Raw genomic sequence first — 18,190 nt, 5'->3', positions numbered from 1 at the left:
CTAGACTAATCTTTTGACTAACACTTGACTAATCTTTGAACTTATAAGAACCTATAACAACTGTTTTTGCCACCCCCGGCAAAAGCAGTTGTTATATTAAATAGCAACCCTTAAGGAGCTTTCAAAACTTATTCAATTATTTATATAATATTAAGTGCCCAAACACTCTGAGAGTAAATAGACACAAATATATAATTAAATTAATATCCAACTGCTGAATAATTTTGTAACGCAATTGTTTACAAAATACGAATACTTATAACTCTTATAATATTTAAACAATACTTACTACTCCCATAATATACATCAGAAAGGACATCAATTATGAGCGCATTTTTAGGACCAATTCATTATTGGTTATATAATAAAATACAACAACAGCAGGCAATCGTTGATGAGATATACCAATTAGGCAATCAATACAACCTAAATCTTCAGAAGGACTGCGAAGCCAGATACGGTACCTTTGAAAATAAACCTTTGGAGGAAATGATTGATCACGGTAACATTCACGGCTGGCTCCAGGAACGGGTATCTCAAGTGGAATATAAATATGCGTATTCCGTTACCAGCCTAATAGACAAAGATCCAAACTCTATGGATAAGCTAAAAAGCATACTGTTTGATAAAGGAAAAGAACTGGGTCAGTCCCTTCAAGGTCAACACCTTAATGCCCCTCTTGTATTTAAAATTATTTCTGACAATCTTTTGGATGGTATGCCCTGTGACCATGCTAACAGCCTGGTGGATCAAAGCGAGGAACAGGTGGTTTGGAAAAGAAATCTCTGTGTTCATGAAAACTACTGGGTAGAGAACGAGGGAGACATTAAGGTATATTATGAACTTCGAGATGCTTGGATGAACGGTTTAACAAAAGCTATCGGCTTTGTATTTGATAAATTAGATTCAACTACCTATAGCATAAAAAAGGAGGTTTAATTATGGATAGTATAGAGCTTATGATGGAGGAACACCAATATATTCTGAGAATGTTAACCGTAGTACGCAAGGCTTGCTATGGTGTAATGAAAGGCGATGACATTCAATATGAGGATTTTAATCAGATGGTTGACTTTATCCGTAACTATGCCGATGCGCATCATCATGGCAAGGAAGAAAAGCTTTTATTTAACGAAATGGTAGAGCACTTAGGTCAGTTGGGCAACAAACTGGTAACCCATGGAATGTTGGTAGAACATGATCTGGGAAGATTGTTTATCCAAGAACTAAATGCCGCCCTTGAGCGCGTAAAGGAAGGCGACGAGGAGAGTCGTCTGGATGTCATTGCCAATGCCGTCGGTTATACCCATCTCTTAAAAAGACATATCGAAAAAGAAGACACCGTGGTTTATACCTTTGCCAAGCGTCAATTATCCCAAGAGATTATAGACCGGGTAAACCAAAAAACCGAAGAGTTTGAGAAAAATGCAGAGGAACAGGGTATCCCTATGAAATATAAGAAACTACTAGAGAACCTTGAAAAAAAATATAGATAATCTATGCTATAAAAGACTCATTATTCATGTTTTACTTAAGACATAGTAACATACTTATATTATAAAAGATTAGTTTCTTAATTGCATACACTTATGATAGAACCCATATCTCATATAGGAAAATCTAATTATTACCAAGTTCTTATTTATAATAACTTAGAATCCCCGGCACTTGAGACATGGGTTTTTTGTAATCCCTATTGGAACATATTATGAAAAGTCTATCCATCTCTTAAATACAAGGATTTTCTATTTATTTATGCATTGCATAACCTTTCATATTCCGAGGCAGGTGGAAATATACACCCGAAAATCTGTTCATATTTTTCTTTATCGTTTACAAATTTCATGCTATAATTACTACTTAAGGAGTAATATTATGAATAGTGAAAAAGAAAAGTTAATCAAAGATATTGTCGATATACATATACGTCAGTTTGTCGATAGTCTTGAAGCCAGATATACGATGGAGGTAACGGACCCTTTGGGTGTCATTAATGCTAAGAAAAACAATGCCTTCATGTCTCAGCTCGGTGAAGAGTTCATGTTCTATTCTGCCTTTGTTCGTTCCTTTGACAGTTCCTTCGGAAAGGTACTGGAGAATATGGGCAACGCCATCGCTAAGATTTCTTATACAGTGCGGGGAAGAATCGAATCCTATCTGCTGCCACAACAGACCCAGCATATCGATTATCTGATGACAGCCTATGAAAAGCGAGATGCAAGACCTAAGGTTGAGGATTATAGGAATTTTAACTGCCTGGTACCTTCCAATGTGACAAGCTTTCTAACCTCCCATGAGACGGATAATTATTTCTATGATGAAGAAACCCATTGTCACTATCTGATCGAGTTGAAGGCCGGCGGAGATCTCGATAACAAGAAAGCGAAATCAGAGAAGATTGCCCTATTAAATGAATTCTTTATTTTAAAGAACGCTCTCAAAAATGATGATGTGGTTAAGATCTACTTTGCAACCGCCTACAACAAATTCGGAGAAGGAAGCAGTTGGCGTCAAGAAAGAGTTCAAACCTTTTTTGCTGAGGAAGAATTATTAATTGGCAAGGATTATTGGAATTTTGTCTGCAACGATCCGGACGGTTTCCAAGTAATCTTTGAACAGTATAAGATTAGTTCTGAATATATGAAGGATGCATTGGAACGGATCAAACGGTTATATTTTGACTCCGGATATGATCAACTCTCTATTACGGATTTTAATGATGAATTGACCATCTGATATGCAATCCCCGTTTCCTATATAAGTCCTTATACTTATATTTTCAACCAAGCACTACGAGAGGAGATTTACCCCTTATGATAGATGTAAATACTATTGATAAATATCTGCTGATGCACGGTGACTGTATGGATAAGCTAAAAGAAATCCCTGATGGAAGCATCGATCTTATCCTTTGCGACCCTCCCTATAACCTGGCCAAATATTCTACCGGCAATATGAAATTTGACTGGCGAAGCGAAATTAATAACGATGTAGCAAAATGGGATCTAGATGAGCTTGCACCTGCCGATTTCCTCGATGAATTTAAGAGGGTACTGTCTCCTACCGGTAATATTTTTATCTTCACCAGTTATAACCTAATCGGTAAATGGCATGAGGTCTTTGACAGTGAATTCGATACCTTTCAATTCATGGTATGGCATAAGACCAACCCGGTTCCAAACATCAGAAAATCCTCTTTCTTAAACAGTTGTGAGTTAATTGTCTGTATGTGGAACAAGGGACATACTTGGAATTTCTCCAAACAAAACGAGATGCACAACTTCATTGAAAGTCCTATCTGCATGGGTAGTGAGCGCCTCAAAGAACCAAAACACCCGACACAGAAGCCCTTGGCGGTATTAAAGCATATCATTAAGATCGCCAGCAATGAAAATGATCTGGTTCTTGATATGTTTATGGGAGTCGGTTCCACCGGAGTGGCAGCGAGAGAATTAAAGCGTCGTTTTATCGGTATTGAAATTGACGATGAATATTATGAAGCTAGTGAAAAAAGGATAAAGGCTACAGAAAGTAAGGTATAATGCTGTTATTACATAAGTAGCTGTTAAAATTTTATTATTACTTAACCTTATCGCCAAAATAAAATCTAGTGTTTTCCTATAGACAAGAAAAGAGAACTATTACAAAGCGAATCTACATTTCGTTTGTAGCAGTTCTCTTATTTATGGTACCTAGGCTTCTCCTCCGGTGTGTAATCTATCGTTTATATGCTATAATCAACTTATATTAAGAATGTATTAGACTATAAAATTAGCGATTTCCTTTTTCAGTTTTTCAGAACTGTCTCGGGAACTCTCTACCTGTTTCATAACATCTGAAGATTTACCGGTAACATCTGTAATCTTCTCTGCAATATCTCCTGTTCCCATAGCTCCTTCGGTCGCCGCCTGTGCAACTTCCTCTACCGCCCTTATAACATTCTCAATAGAAGCTAATAATTCCTGTGCTGTTGCACTAAAATCTGTAATCATATCATCCATATAGATTGCATCTTCCTTATATAACTTGGTCATATCAGAAAACCTTCTGAAGCTGACTGCAATGTCATTCGATACAAAATCAAGTAACGAACCGGAGCTTTCAGACAAATTAGATACCGCTTCCATTACTTCTTTGGTTACTTCCTGAATTTTCGATACCGTATTCTTTGATTGCTCAGCCAATAATCTTATTTGATCAGCAACAACAGAAAATCCCTTACCGGCTTCACCTGCCCTTGCTGCTTCGATAGATGCATTTAAAGCTAATAGATTCGTTTGTGTACTAATTCCTAAAATCGCATCGGATAAGATGTTAATCTGTTTTACTACTTCTGCCTGTTCTAAAGCCTTCTGCAGTTTCTGTTCGATCTCATCTCCTATTTTTCTGGCCTTTTCCTGTGTTTCCTTTACTTCCATGTGTGATTTAGAAGCCCTTTTGCTAATCTCAATAACTTGAACAGCTCCCTCTTGTGATTTTTCAGCTATGGTACGGGATGCCACTTCAATCTGTATCGCGGTTGAGGACATTTCTTCTGCCGATGCAGCCGTTTCTTCCATGCTGGCTGCCAGTTCCTCCGTGGTAGCAGCAACATCCTCAATATTATCATTAAGGCCATGCATATTTTGATTAATATATCCCACCACATCAATGATCTTATCTGCTTCCTGTTTTGTACTATTAACTAAACGGGCTACGGATTCCTTCATGGTTTCAAGACCCTTCGCTAACTCTCCGAAGTCATCCTTCCTGGTCAAATAACTTGGAGGAAGCTTTACTGTAAAATCACCGGTTGATAAAGTTTTTAAGTAGCTGCTGATGGTTTTAAATGCTGTGTTTATATCTCTTGACATAACAAAGGAAATCAAAATACCTACAGCCATTGCTATCATAAATATTATCGTATATCGGAAGATACTACTGTTGAATTCATTCTTCTCCTCTTGTGTAACGGTGTTAATAATATTATCTATGTAATCCGTATAGTTGCCTGTACCGATAACCCAATTAAAGGGCTCGAACGCTAAACTGTAGCTTCTTTTTGGAGAGGCGTTAGTCTCCCCCGGCTTTGGAAACCAATAATTTGTAAATCCTCCGCCCTCCTGTCTGGCGGCCTTGATTATTTCTTGAATTAAAGGAAAACCATTGACATCCACCAGATCCATTCGATTCGTTCCCTCAGTTTCATTTCCCATCATGACCACATTGACACCGTCATAGGTATCGACCCAAAAATAGCCATCTTCGCCGTAGCTTAAATAGCGAATCAGCTCGGCGGAAACTGCCTTGGCTTCCTCTAACGTATAGTCTCCAGCCTCATATTGTGAATATATATTTTCCAGTAATGAGATTACATTCTCAACCTGATTTTTAACATTGTTATCATAATCATTTCGAATGGTCTCCTCTAATGCTTGTCTGCTTCGCTTGGCAGAAACTGATTGGTTCATCATTGATATAACTACCATAACTATTGTTACCATTAACAGAAATCCTACTAATAAGTTCACTTTTGTCTTTACTTTCAAGTTCTTCAGCCCCATATATTGCCCTCCCTGTGGTTATTCTTTCGTAGATGATGTTTCCCAGACTTATCTTTCAATTATCTTAACTAATAATAGTTACTATTATTATATTTCATTTGATAAAATTTATCAATATTTTTTTTAAAATTATTATTAATAATTGTTTTGTTTCTATGTCACAACAACGAATCATGACATCACAAATACTCAATTAAGAATATAGATAAAAATGAGGCTGTCGTATCATATAGTCGGTTCAGAATTACAACTATTTATACGACAGCCTCCCTATTCTTTTCCCTGATTTTTTACTCATTCGTACCTTCTATTATCTTACCCTTTTCATTTACCAATACCCACTGATGTGTCTTGATATGATACTTGATATTTATCATTTGCATACAATCATCCCGCAGTATATTACAGCAGAAAAGCAACACCGGAATACCTGCGTAATTTTCTTCCCTGCTAAAGATAATATCTTCAATCTTATAGGTCTGCAGGACATGGCCCTCATCCTCCAGACGAATGAAATTTGGCTTAATCTTACCCTGCACGTTAAAGGTTGCAATCACATCCACTGGCATATGAAACATTACTTAATCCCTTCTTTATAATTTGGTTTTCTTTTTTCCGGTGAGATACCACCGGCCATGTGATAAATACGATTGTCAAGAAATACTGCCCTCATAATCGCATTGTCACCGTATTTTATTCGAACGGCATCCACCGCGGCGTCCAGTTTAGACAGTCTTTCGAAGCGGTTCATATCGAATAAATTCAGTTGTCGCAAAGAATCCCCTTTGACTACTTTGCTGGTGTGAACACCCAGGTTCCGGATGGGTGATCCGTCCCACAGCTCATCGAAAAGTCGACAGGCTGCCCTGTGTATTTCGTTCGTCGTATTGGTTGCTGAAAGTAGTGTCATCTGATGGGAGGCATGATGAAACTGAAAATCTACAATACTGACTGCCACCACAGTTGCCATGACGTCATCAGCCCGAAGCCTGGTAGAGACCGTCTCTGACAGGGAAAGCAATACCATCTTCGCTACGCTTTCCTCCTCTACATCAAAGGCAATGGTCGTCGAATTACCATATCCTTTATTCGCAGGTGCTTCACTTGATACCACCGATACATCAATACCATTGGCAAAGGCATAGATAACCTCACCATGGGATTTAAAATGTGCTCTCAAGATATTAAGATCCGTCTTAGCCAGTTCCCCAATAGTATGAATTCCTAAGGCATGGAGCTTCTTTTTGGTTGCGTGACCTACATAAAACAACTCTTCTACCGGAAGCTTCCACAGCTTCTTCTCAATCTCCTTCGGGAACAGAGTATGAACCAGATTCGGTTTCTTAAAATCCGAAGCCATCTTCGCCAGTAATTTATTCGTGGAGATCCCTACATTAACGGTAAATCCCAGTTCACGATAGATTTTATCCTTCATCAGGTTGGCTGCAACAACTGCCGAGCCATAGAGCCCTACGGTTCCGGTCATATCACAATAAGCTTCATCTACGGAGTACTGTTCAACACAGGGTGAAAATTCCTTAAGAATCTCCATGAAGGCCTTGGAACAGGTTTCATATAGGTCATAATGCGGTGCCACTAAAACAAGATCCGGGCATAGTCTTTTCGCATCACTGATGGTATCTCCGGTCCTTACTCCGAACTTCTTCGCGGGTGTGGATTTCGCCAGAATAATTCCATGACGTTTTTTAATATCGCCGCCCACAGCCGAGGGTATCTCACGTAAATCCGTGGTTTCGCCAAGGATATGCAGTCGGTAAACGGCTTCCCAACTAAGGAAAGCCGAATTCACATCAATATGAAATATTAATTTTTCCATACATATGTTCACCCCTTAAGCTCATTATACCAGAACTAATGTTCGATGTAAAGAGAGGATTTTTAGTAATATTATATCCAATTTTTGAGGTGAGTAGTTAAGTATAAAAATTCTTTAATTAACACTGCATAAGAGCTTATTTCTCTATAGAAAGTATCTACAGAATATCTGTAGATTACATATGTCGATATAACTCAAACATATGAGAAAAGAGATTATATTGATACGTTCATATAAACCTGACAGTTTACATTTCTGGAATAAACTGGTATAATATGGTTGACTAGTTAAATCCCATACACTCTATGAAAACTAATTTGAACGGCATAGTAAAGAAGAAGACACTAAATTTTGATTATACACGGAGGAAAACGATATGAAAGGATTAATTAAGAGAATTAGTAAGTTTATGTTTAAAATTATTATAGCAGATATAATTTTAGCCGGACTTGCTTTCGTTATCTCATATTTTTCAGACATGAAAATTAGTGATATCATGGTTTATGCAGGAATTATCTGCATACTAATCGGTGGGTTATCCCTGCTAGGTAGTGGTAACAATTCAGCAGATGTAACCTATATTATCTCAAAAAGCGCGGGAAACAATTCAATGAATGAGAATACAGAAGAGAATTATAAAAATCGGAACAATAGTATGAGATTTCTGATTTTTATGTCTTGTGTAGGTGGTTTTCTTTTAGCCATTGTTGCCCTAATTGATTATATATTCTAATAAACCCAATATACCCTAGATTATATGTATTTCTATTAAGATAAATATTTAAGTGTTACATTAACTTTTAATTTCAAACCGGTAATTGACGCAAGTTCTTGCCCGACTGTCATTTTACCCACGGCATGAGGACCTAATATAATTACAAGCTGCACCTTCTCACTTCCTATTCATCTTTTCATATTTTTTATATGACTTTCTTAAACATAAAGTCAGTCATTAATTGCCTCAATTCCGAGTCGTATAAGATTGTCTAGATGCTCCCTCATTTTCTGGAGTTCCTCTGAGGAGTGTCCCTCCCAGTCCATGACCTCACCCACTACTTTTAACGGCTGTCGGGTTCGATAAGACCTTGTTGGATTCCCCGGAAACTTTTTATCCGTCAGGTTAGGGTCGTCTTCGATGGCACCGGTAGGCTCTACACGATAAATCCGACCAGGTTTGTCGCCAACTGCAAGTTCAGCTCCCCATATAGCTGCATCAAGTGTAGCGGTCAGATATACATAGTTCGCTTTTTTTCGCTCGCCATAGTTAGAACTGTAGCCAGGTTCTAGCATTTCCCCCAACTTTAAGTCGGCTTTTGTGCCATGGTAGAAAGGCCCAGGATCTAAGGATTTGTCTTTTTGAGATATAGTTGTCAATTCTGTTATTCCTCCACTTTGCTTATTTGTGTCAATTTTATTATTAATAATTTCCATCTAAATTAAAGTATGCCACCATTATTACTTTCATATACCGATCTCATTTTCTGCTTTACTATACAATTGATATAGATTGTGAAGTAATAATTATCAGATTATGGTTATTTTATCAAGTTCGGTTTCATGAATGAGATTTCATGATTTATGATGTCAATCAGTGAATCTATATCACATTCGTTTAAATTCTGAATTTTAAAATTAGTACACATCGTTTGGCATTTACGATATTCTTTTCCGTGATATGTAAAAATATATTCTCCATGACCGGTAAAAATGCCCTCACGGTTAGGACAAGCCTTGCAAGGCGCAGCGGTCAATATAGCATTACGGATATTTTCACTATAGTCATCCAGCTTGTCTAAGGTACTTCGGTTATTGATGCGGAGTTGTATTTTAAAGAAAAACGTATTTAATATAATAGTCTCTTTACTTCCTTTTACATAGAAGTAAACGGTATAACCATGAAGCGGTAATAAATCATTTGGCATATACTCTGCTCTTGTTTTAATTCTCAATCCATTAGAAAGGAAAACATTAAATAATGACGCTGTGATTTTTTTGTTAATTGGACTTTCAATTGTATCCATAATCTCCTTTTGGGTTACATTGAGCCAATTATAGCTACTCATTTTTTTCACCTCCTTGTCGACGGCAGAAAATATAAAGTTGTATATCTGTTGTTTGCTCGCAAGAAATGATGATGTCTAAATAGCAATTTTCAAATAATTAGTTGTTAATGGCACGTCCTTTTATATTCTTTCTCTTTAACGTCGGAAGGCAAATGGTATTTTTATTAAACCCAACTGAAATTACCGACCTATTAAACCATTTTTTTTATGGGCATCCAGATATTAAATGATAGTTGCTCGTTATGAGAAAAATCATCGTCATCAAAAATATGCTGCTCGAAATATTGACGACCGCTGTCTGTATCAAAATCATATTCGCCTTCTGCTTTGAACTGATTCATTAATTCCCATGCTTTTGAAATATGACAGTTTACATTGATTTTTGCGTAATCTCCATTTGTTTTAAACTTTGCTACATGTACTCCATGAAATTTTCTGTCTTTAATCTCGTATTCATCAATAAAATACAACCCAATACATCCGGTAGTGCAACCATATGGGTCAGGGCACCAAATTGCTGGTTCATCAAACCCTCCAATAATTCTATTTTTATAGTCAAGATTTTCTTTCTGTATCCATGCTGCCATATTGAAGTAAACGGAATGAACTGGATTGTCTCCACCAATGCATTGAAAAAACGCCGCATATTCATAGGGGAATTTTGTTACAATAACTTTAGGCTCCATAATGATATACATCCTTTCTCGTTCTTTATTTTTATAATTATAGATACCTCATCATAATCTCCATCGCTTTTTTCTCATTAGCATAGGCTTCCTTAAGTAAATCAGCGACTCTGTTTCGATTATTAATATCACTAATATCGTGCGTTGTTTTAATCGTGAAAGCCTCCTGCCAGCAACTATAAACATCCTTATATATTGTGGCCAGTTCAGTTTTACCGACCTTCTCAAAATATCTATAAGAGTAATATTTTAGCGCACCGTATGTACCAAGATAATACTCCATATTCCAGGATGCATCCGGATTAAATGTTTCTGTAAAATGCTTTATAAGTGCCGGATAGGCTTCTATTCCTTTGGCATTTTCGCACCATTCATCACCTTTTAGATGTGATACTGCCAATTTTAATGTATCTTTTAATATATCTTCTTGTGTTTTCTCAGTCTTTCCGGTTATCGTAAGAACTGATAATAACGGCAGTTCCCGTTTCCCCAAAACATTATATGGCATTAGCGCACCGTTATAAGAGGGACTTGTCGGATCAGCATGATCTGCGTTTATAGCCAGTGTTGAAAACATTTGTGTATCATCGTTATAGCCAATAATAAGCCCCCACTCCGGTACACCAATATCCCAGGATATAGCGGGTATCCCGTTATCTATGGATTTCTTAATGTTTTCTATTGCTTCAAGACGTTTTTGCTCTTCAATGTTATCTTGTCCCCAATATCTGCCTACATAATCACATGTCAATCCACCGTTCTCAACCCACTTTTTCTGGTCGTCAAAACTCCATATACTTGTTGCGCTCGGACAAAGATGAGCATCAACCCACATTCTGAAAGAAAATCCGCTTGTAGCAATGATATCCTCAGTCAATTCAGAATATGGGCTATTTTTTACCGCTGCAGATAGTGCTTTGGCAAAGGAAAATATATAACCCGTGCTGTCATGAATACCATCCCATGAAATATTAAGTTGTTTCTTCATTGTTTTACGCTCCTTTATGTTTTTTAATTACTTCAGATAATCCCTGATAATCAAAGCTAATCCGCTTCGTTGCATATATAAAAAGTATATGGGTGCAAAAAAGCTTGAAGCGGGGTGACAAATGATGTTCTTCACCGCTTTACAATTGGTATATAAATATCCTCACTAAAATTTCGACTATCTTCAATATATGTCTCAAACTCGTAGTTACCTGTACGCTTGTATGCACTTTCTGGCAGCCACGTATTGTTTATATATTCCCAAGTCCTATGTATTACATTTACGAAATTATAATGTGTGGTTTGAGGCGTTTTAAAGTGAGCATATTTTCCTCCCGGTATCTGTATTTGCGTTGTTCCTTCGGTATTACCAGCAACATCTGAAGTCCGAATACCAATAAAATAATCAAGTGTATTCAGCTCATTATTCCAGATGCTAACTCCGAAATCTTCACATGAATTACCTCCCGATAAACGCTTTGATAACTTTTTACAGTTATACTTATTCCAGAAATTCGGCGGATAGCTTTCATCGCTTTTAAATACGGTCAGAGAAAATGAAGGTAAATGAATTATACTTGGCTCAACATGAAAAGCCTCTAAAATAAAGTTTTGCCGTTCATACAGTTTTAAACTATTGAGGTATTCCTTATACTCTGTAGGCAAGATATGGTGTTCACTTTTAAATGCACGAGTGAAATTTTCTTTGGAATTAAAACCATATGCAAAAGCAATATCCGATATAGATTTACAACGATCCATTAATTTAACTATTTCGGTTAGTCGCCTTTTTCGTATATAATCACCGGGAGTGATGTGTGTAACCTCTTTAAAAACGCGCAAAAAGTGATAGGAGGAATAACCGGAAGCCTTTGCTACTGCATTCAGATCTATCTCGTATTTTAAATTCTCCTCAATAAAATCAATTGATTTTTGTATGTGTTCCTTATAATTCATCACATCACCATTATACTAAGTAAAAGCCGTGTTCCATTGATAAAAATTGCTATATATTAGTAACTAATATTTATGTCTATTTCTTTCGCTGTACGATGCTGCATTTTGGGATTGATTTTGTATAAAACATCATCTTTTCGAAATAGAGAACCTGTACTTCGAAACTGGAATGGAACACCAGCCTTAATACATTGTTCTCTTATATCTAAAATCCAGTTATAATCGCACACTCTTGCATCCCTTCCGGTCTCGCCGCTAGTTGATACATGCTCTATACCCTGAAGATACGGTGTCAAGTTGATTTCACCAAGTATTGGTCCGCATACGATAATACGATGTTTTATCGGATAAGATAGAAACAATGGTAACCGATAATCAGCAAGCTCTTGATTTTCAACAGTACAGCCTATGGTGACATTATCATATCCTTCTCCCCAATCATTTGGCAAAGACACTTTAAAACGATCTATTCTTTTTGTTATAAAGAAAAAATTCAAATCAGGGCGACGTTTTATGATATCCCATGCTTCAATTCTCCATTCATCGGCCTCAGGAAGAAAGAAGTCAGTCGTAAAACAAGTATTAACGGTCTTGCCGCTCTCCATTTTATATTTTGTAATCTTTTTACGTGGCATATAAACCGTTTCAACTGGTTTATAAAAATCCTTCGTTTTAAGAACTTCATTTTGGCCACACCGCTTCGAATATGGCCCATAGTAATAACAATTAGTACAACCATCACTGATTTTATAACATCCTGTCCACGGATCCCATTGCATCGCTTTTACCTGCTTTCCTTCTGGATTAGTTATTCTCACCTTGCATTTTGATATGTCACATAGATATGCCCCACTCCGAAAACAATAGCACTTAACACTAGCCAATAATGTCCTAAGGTAATACCGCATAGCAAAAAGATTATCGTTGGAATAATGGCAAGTGCCATGCTCTTCCAAAAAGTTATCTTCTTAAAATATAGCATCCAGATAATCCAGTAGGCAGTCAAAAGTAGGGTATTTCCAACAAAACAGAATACAAATGCCTCCGGTGATGAAAAACCAAACTCAGTTAAGCCTATATTGAAAATCATCAAGAACATTGATGCATATCTGCCAATTTGCTCTATGATATTCATAACTTTATTCTTGCATTTATTCTCAACACCACGAAATTTAAATGCATACATAATGTTTGGTAATAATATCAATATAACTATGACTAAGCCAAATATATTAATCCAGCTTGGACCATAATTTTCTGTAAGAAATATAGAAGTTGGTCCATCCGCTCCACCAATTACACTAACACTCATATTCTCGTTCCTCCTTATTGCTCTCTATAATTTCAGGATTGTTATAGCTCTCCTACTTCTCAATAATAACCTCATTGAATCAACGGTCCTCAATATGAATATCAACTCCATACTCATCATCAATCAATAGGTAGTCACAACCATATTTTTTACACATTTCTAAGCTTACTTTGTTATCCCGAAGCAATACATCCTTGTCAATAGAGCTATCCTCTCCACGGTTTTCAATTACACTTGCATATTTTTTTATATCCTCAAAATGTTCTTCAATATACTTTGAAGACATTACTAAGCATACATACTTAATATTTTTCACATACTCCTGCTCAAAATGATTCTTCCAATCATACGGGAAATAACAACCCTCGATTATCATATTCTGGTCATTCTCTATCACCGTTTTTATCATTTCCTTAACTATTGGCCAAAGTAAATCTGTCATCTTATCGTCGTCATATGGAGTAAGATTTGTTAATCCACTTCGAATTAGTCCCATTTTTAGATGATCCAGCGACATACTTGGATAATGATATTTCTCAATTAAGTTCTGCGCTAATGCAGTTTTTCCAGTATGGGTGCTTCCGGCAATAAGTATTATCATTTGTTTCTCCTGTTTTCTATCATGATCAATGAGTTAAATAACGTACTATTTAATTTATTAATATACTATCGCAACCCAAATCTCCATGTACCAACTATAATTAAATTTCAGTTATAATGGGAATTTGGCTTAATCTAAAATGTGTTCCTTTTGTAAGTCAAATAATTTCTGATTATTTTCGAAAATATGTAATGGTGAATTGGGGTTACAATCATCGTCTGTCGCATAATACTTTGATCCGCAGCTTTGGCATGTAAATTCCCCGATATTACCATATCTTCCCCCATCAGTTCCAAGCCTCAAGTCCACCTTGCACTTGGGGCATGTAAAGTGATAGTAATTACTTGCTGGTTTTTTAATATATCCACAGATTTTAATATATCCTGGCTCTTCATAAGCATAACTCATTTTTTTACCTCACTTTATACAATTTCTATTTCTGAATTATCGCTTTGTTGACGGGAATTTCAAAACACATCCATTTCATAAATTTTATGAAGATATCAGCAAAGCCCTTTCCTCAGACGTTTCTGCAAATTTATACCTCTCTACCAGCCTGTAGCCAAACATAATTACTCTTTCCTTCCCGTGTAATTCTTCTGCCTTCTTACAGGCATTACATAAATACTTCCACCCAATACATAAACTGGAATAAACGTCACAGTAAATAATAATTGCTTCATTCGTTAATTCATATTTCAACCCAATCTCTTCAAGGCTGATTTAATTTATCATTCATCTCACTAATTGCTATTTTTATTTTATTTTTCATAAATAGCTTAATTTACTTTGAGAAAACTTCTGCGTATGGTATACCCTTATATTTGATTACTAGGGTTACTATGATAGCCAAAACTATTTCCTGTTGTATCAGTATTTCTTTAACTATAGTTGCTAATAAATATAATAAGAAATTCAAACATAAAACAAGCTATTTTAGAATTAACTTCATGAATACATCAGATTTAACTGTATCATGATACTTTTCAACGTTAATAAATCCGAGACGTTCATACATCTTTATTGCTCTACCACTTGTTTCACTTATTGTATCTAAGTATACTTCCCGATATCCTTGTTCCTTTGCCCTATCAAGGGTTAATTGACTAATTCTCGTACCCAAACCCATACCATGATACTTCTTATATAAATATACGCACTTCAATTCACATTTCATATCATCAATCTTCTTCAATGCGCACGTTCCAATAATTTGTCCGCTTTCTTGCTCTTTTAAGCATATAAAATATTCATAGGCCTTTTCTACATTAAGTAAACTTTTATGTACTCCTTTCGGATCAAATATTCTTCCCGATTCCGGAAGACATCTTTCAAAAAACTCAAGCAAACTATTTAAATCCCGTTTATTATATTCTGTTACTACATATTTTTCATTATCAGCCATAATTTCTCCTAAATTCACAAATTAAATTATTCTTTATACACAAAGATACTTTAAAGGGATCTAACGTATATTAAAAAACATATAACTTTTCTCCTTATCAAAATGTATGATTTTCACTTAACAATAATTTTTCTGTACATGTCCCCAACTTCCCATTATTGCTATAATTAGTAATCCATTATCATTCACTTATTTCTTTATTTTACATTATAATATAAGCAAAACAACATTGCCATATTATTCCTTGTAAATTTTTATAAACCCACAATATACTAAAAAAACAGAGCCAAAGATTGTTTATTTCAAACTTTTAGCTCCATCAATTCAATAACTTAACTACCATATGTAACTTTTATTAACGTTAGTTAAAGTATTTACTTTATTTCTTTCTTTAAAATAACCATACCACACTCTTTACATAGATATGCCTTAATCGGAATTGGATTCTTACACAACTTACCCTTGTCTTCATCAGAGAAAAAATATGTACGATAACCACCTCTGATAAATCCATAATCAATATTAGTTTTTTTACAATAAGGACATTCCATAGTTACACCTCACCTAATAGTTTTCACATAACACTATATTCTTAAGGATTAAGCTGCATGTTATCTGCTTCATTTGCTTCATTCTATATTACTGATATAGAGATTTTACATCCGTTATACTACAGATATCTAGGTACTCATTGACATTCGAATAAATTCCCATTATAATACAATTGTGACGATACGAAAAGGAGTGTTGTAATCCGACACATTTGACATTACACAATCAGTGATGTAGGTGTGCTATGGAAAAGATGATAAAACATAAATCATGACAAGAGGTTGGCGTTTGCCAATTCATCTTGTGAACAACATAACGTGATTTTTACTTGTTGTTCTATAAGGGAACCAAAACTGTAGTAATACTACGGTCTATTTCCTATACGATTATGTTTTATACAATCAATTCCACAACACTTACTGCCAATTATGTATTTAAGCTGTGGAATAATCCACAGCTTTTTTATGTGCGTGATAAACGCATATAAAACTTATTCTATCTGTATCGTCACAACTATGAATAGCTACGAATCATGAAGTAGCAAAACACATTCAGTATACGTACCCTACGAAACTACCTTAGTTATAATCTATAAAAGTATGTATAAGCCATACGTAATACTACAAAATGATTTTTCTTCAAACAAACAATAAACACCTATTGAAAGGGGATCTAAAAAATGAATGAATTATTATTACATTATCTAAGTCAGAAGCCTGAATTTTATGCTCCCAGTACATCAAAGTTCTGGGATGATGAGCATATCTCTAAGGGTATGCTGGAAGCACATCTAAACCCAGATTGGGAGCCTGCCACAAGAAAGCATACCTATGTCCGCAGTTCAGTGGACTGGATTTCGGATATCACAAAACACATGGAAAACAAGGCGCTATTGGATCTGGGATGTGGTCCCGGAATCTATGCCGAGCTTTTTACTGAAAAAGGTTTTCAGGTAACCGGTGTCGATCTATCCTCTCGTTCCATACAGTATGCGAAGCAAAGTTCTTCCAGTAAGAGGCTACAAATCAACTATCACTGTCAAAATTATCTGGATATCGTGTATAACAATGAGTTTGATGTGGTTACACTGATTTATCATGATTTTGGTGTATTAGCACCACAAGATAGGGAAAAGCTGTTGCTCAAAATCCAGAAAGCTTTGAAGCCGGGCGGACTATTTATCGTAGATACCTTGTCTATGAAATACTATGAAGGCATAAAAGAAACCACCTCTTGGAATTATTCTGACAGCGGTTTCTGGAGTAACCGCCCCCATGCTTGTATAAGCTCCGTTTACCGTTATGATAAGAGCAGTTCCTATGTTGATCAATATATTATTATTGAAAAGGATTGCATAAATTGTTATAACATCTGGAATCATGCCTTTACGACGGAAGAGTTGCGAAACGATCTGTATGGGGCAGGCTTTCAAACAGTAGATTTCTTTGGAGGTGTAGCCGGAGAAGCCTACTCCGATGCCGGTCAAACAATCTGTGCTGTAGCCAGAAAGTAAAACTGTAAAACCTGCTACCTTTAACACCAAAGAGAGCAAAAAGAAGGTAGGATATGGAGCTATCATCAAGAACCGTGTACACCATTCCTACCTTCTTCTATAGAATTATATTGTATGTTATATTACATTGTAGTTTATAGATTACTTAACAACTTTATACTATTTGTTCCTTTTATAAGTCATATCCTTTTTAATACCGTATCATTTTTATCTCATAACCTTCTCCATCTTAAAACTAGCCTCTTTCCTATCCTTCGGATTCTCAATTCGCACAACATGAAAGCCACATTTATTAATATAAAAATTGTGGTTTCTCCTTGAGAAGGCCGGTGTTTCGGTGCACCACTTTTTCGTATCGGGATATCTCTGTTCAACAAAATCCCATACTCTTTTACCGTATCCTTTATTTTGACATGTTACATCTAAAAAGATACATCCGAGATAATTAATTCCGGTGACCTTATTAATCCAAACAATTAATCCTCCAATAACACCCTCTTGTGAGGATATCTTATAGGCATCGGATTTTCTATCAAGACCGTATTTTCTCAAAAACACTCCTGTATTATACCCCTCCGGTCCGCCCTTTGGCTCATTCAGATGAATTCTTGAATCTTCATCAAATGCTCTTGTCATGATAGGTGTTAATATCTCTATATCTTCTTCCTTAAACTCATCAAAATTCAGATTCTTATAAGTTATCATAGCAACCTCCCTGTTCTTAATGAATCGGC

Annotated in this window: 22 protein-coding genes; 6 read left to right on the top strand and 16 right to left on the bottom strand. The window is 35.9% G+C overall.

The window, feature by feature from the left end; genetic code table 11:
- Window positions 1-324 precede the first annotated feature (324 nt).
- The 4 genes from I5677_RS14710 to I5677_RS14695 all read left to right on the top strand — a co-directional run bounded on the left by I5677_RS14710 (window position 325) and on the right by I5677_RS14695 (window position 3,542).
- Window positions 325-939 carry a hypothetical protein gene (locus tag I5677_RS14710; RefSeq protein ID WP_197662404.1) on the top strand — a complete coding sequence of 205 codons (615 nt, stop codon included), beginning with the start codon at window positions 325-327 and terminating at the stop codon, window positions 937-939.
- A gap of 2 nt (window positions 940-941) precedes the next feature.
- Window positions 942-1,496 (top strand): hemerythrin domain-containing protein, encoded by a 555-nt coding sequence (locus I5677_RS14705; RefSeq protein WP_197662403.1) that lies wholly within the window; start codon window positions 942-944, stop codon window positions 1,494-1,496.
- A gap of 379 nt (window positions 1,497-1,875) precedes the next feature.
- A complete protein-coding gene (locus I5677_RS14700) occupies window positions 1,876-2,736 on the top strand; it encodes a TdeIII family type II restriction endonuclease (RefSeq protein WP_197662402.1) in 861 nt (286 codons plus the stop codon).
- A gap of 77 nt (window positions 2,737-2,813) precedes the next feature.
- Window positions 2,814-3,542, top strand: a complete 729-nt coding sequence (locus tag I5677_RS14695) for a DNA-methyltransferase (RefSeq protein ID WP_197662401.1) — start codon at window positions 2,814-2,816, stop codon at window positions 3,540-3,542.
- 216 nt (window positions 3,543-3,758) lie between these two features.
- Here I5677_RS14695 and I5677_RS14690 read toward each other — a convergent pair whose 3' ends face one another.
- From I5677_RS14690 to I5677_RS14680, 3 genes are all read right to left on the bottom strand, one after another.
- Entirely contained in the window at window positions 3,759-5,543 is a 1,785-nt protein-coding gene (locus I5677_RS14690) for a methyl-accepting chemotaxis protein (protein WP_197662400.1), read from the bottom strand.
- Window positions 5,544-5,833: 290 nt separating this feature from the next.
- The gene (locus I5677_RS14685; protein ID WP_197662398.1) at window positions 5,834-6,121 is read right to left on the bottom strand and encodes a hypothetical protein; all 288 of its coding nucleotides are present in this window, start codon (window positions 6,119-6,121) and stop codon (window positions 5,834-5,836) included.
- Complete coding sequence (locus I5677_RS14680) at window positions 6,121-7,380, bottom strand: DNA polymerase Y family protein (RefSeq protein WP_197662396.1); 1,260 nt, start codon at window positions 7,378-7,380, stop codon at window positions 6,121-6,123. Before I5677_RS14680 ends, I5677_RS14685 begins: the two co-directional genes overlap by 1 nt.
- Window positions 7,381-7,756: 376 nt before the next feature.
- Here I5677_RS14680 and I5677_RS14675 point away from each other — a divergent pair, with 376 nt between their 5' ends.
- Window positions 7,757-8,113, top strand: coding sequence for a hypothetical protein (locus tag I5677_RS14675; protein ID WP_197662395.1), 357 nt, complete (start codon window positions 7,757-7,759; stop codon window positions 8,111-8,113).
- Between the two features lie 212 nt (window positions 8,114-8,325).
- Here I5677_RS14675 and arr read toward each other — a convergent pair whose 3' ends face one another.
- The 12 genes from arr to I5677_RS14615 all read right to left on the bottom strand — a co-directional run bounded on the left by arr (window position 8,326) and on the right by I5677_RS14615 (window position 15,942).
- Window positions 8,326-8,763 carry an NAD(+)--rifampin ADP-ribosyltransferase gene (gene arr / locus I5677_RS14670; RefSeq protein WP_330617937.1) on the bottom strand — a complete coding sequence of 146 codons (438 nt, stop codon included), beginning with the start codon at window positions 8,761-8,763 and terminating at the stop codon, window positions 8,326-8,328.
- Window positions 8,764-8,915: 152 nt separating this feature from the next.
- Entirely contained in the window at window positions 8,916-9,443 is a 528-nt protein-coding gene (locus I5677_RS14665; RefSeq protein WP_197662393.1) for a hypothetical protein, read from the bottom strand.
- Window positions 9,444-9,634: 191 nt separating this feature from the next.
- Window positions 9,635-10,129 carry a hypothetical protein gene (locus tag I5677_RS14660; RefSeq protein ID WP_197662391.1) on the bottom strand — a complete coding sequence of 165 codons (495 nt, stop codon included), beginning with the start codon at window positions 10,127-10,129 and terminating at the stop codon, window positions 9,635-9,637.
- Between the two features lie 37 nt (window positions 10,130-10,166).
- Window positions 10,167-11,117: a hypothetical protein gene (locus I5677_RS14655; protein ID WP_197662390.1), complete on the bottom strand. Its 951-nt coding sequence runs from the start codon at window positions 11,115-11,117 to the stop codon at window positions 10,167-10,169.
- 131 nt (window positions 11,118-11,248) lie between these two features.
- Window positions 11,249-12,073 carry an AraC family transcriptional regulator gene (locus I5677_RS14650; RefSeq protein ID WP_197662388.1) on the bottom strand — a complete coding sequence of 275 codons (825 nt, stop codon included), beginning with the start codon at window positions 12,071-12,073 and terminating at the stop codon, window positions 11,249-11,251.
- Between the two features lie 56 nt (window positions 12,074-12,129).
- Window positions 12,130-12,852 (bottom strand): DUF5131 family protein, encoded by a 723-nt coding sequence (locus I5677_RS14645; protein WP_197662425.1) that lies wholly within the window; start codon window positions 12,850-12,852, stop codon window positions 12,130-12,132.
- Between the two features lie 35 nt (window positions 12,853-12,887).
- Window positions 12,888-13,385, bottom strand: a complete 498-nt coding sequence (locus I5677_RS14640; protein ID WP_197662387.1) for a hypothetical protein — start codon at window positions 13,383-13,385, stop codon at window positions 12,888-12,890.
- Window positions 13,386-13,464: 79 nt separating this feature from the next.
- The gene (locus I5677_RS14635; RefSeq protein WP_197662386.1) at window positions 13,465-13,986 is read right to left on the bottom strand and encodes an adenylate kinase; all 522 of its coding nucleotides are present in this window, start codon (window positions 13,984-13,986) and stop codon (window positions 13,465-13,467) included.
- Between the two features lie 129 nt (window positions 13,987-14,115).
- Window positions 14,116-14,394 (bottom strand): hypothetical protein, encoded by a 279-nt coding sequence (locus I5677_RS14630; protein WP_197662385.1) that lies wholly within the window; start codon window positions 14,392-14,394, stop codon window positions 14,116-14,118.
- Between the two features lie 84 nt (window positions 14,395-14,478).
- Window positions 14,479-14,688: a hypothetical protein gene (locus I5677_RS14625; protein ID WP_197662384.1), complete on the bottom strand. Its 210-nt coding sequence runs from the start codon at window positions 14,686-14,688 to the stop codon at window positions 14,479-14,481.
- A gap of 229 nt (window positions 14,689-14,917) precedes the next feature.
- Complete coding sequence (locus I5677_RS14620; protein ID WP_197662382.1) at window positions 14,918-15,391, bottom strand: GNAT family N-acetyltransferase; 474 nt, start codon at window positions 15,389-15,391, stop codon at window positions 14,918-14,920.
- Between the two features lie 374 nt (window positions 15,392-15,765).
- Window positions 15,766-15,942, bottom strand: a complete 177-nt coding sequence (locus I5677_RS14615) for a PF20097 family protein (RefSeq protein WP_197662381.1) — start codon at window positions 15,940-15,942, stop codon at window positions 15,766-15,768.
- Window positions 15,943-16,622: 680 nt separating this feature from the next.
- On the opposite strand from I5677_RS14615, the gene I5677_RS14610 reads away from it, so the two are divergent.
- Entirely contained in the window at window positions 16,623-17,456 is an 834-nt protein-coding gene (locus I5677_RS14610) for a class I SAM-dependent methyltransferase (protein WP_197662380.1), read from the top strand.
- Between the two features lie 207 nt (window positions 17,457-17,663).
- Here the strand turns inward: I5677_RS14610 and I5677_RS14605 are convergent, their stop codons facing one another.
- Window positions 17,664-18,161, bottom strand: coding sequence for a GNAT family N-acetyltransferase (locus tag I5677_RS14605; RefSeq protein WP_197662379.1), 498 nt, complete (start codon window positions 18,159-18,161; stop codon window positions 17,664-17,666).
- Window positions 18,162-18,190 lie beyond the last annotated feature (29 nt).

Source organism: Mobilitalea sibirica (genome assembly GCF_015999265.1).
Classification (GTDB): domain Bacteria; phylum Bacillota; class Clostridia; order Lachnospirales; family Lachnospiraceae; genus Mobilitalea; species Mobilitalea sibirica.
Note: the sequence above shows the minus strand (reverse complement) of the source record. Positions and strands in the feature narration are given on the sequence as shown.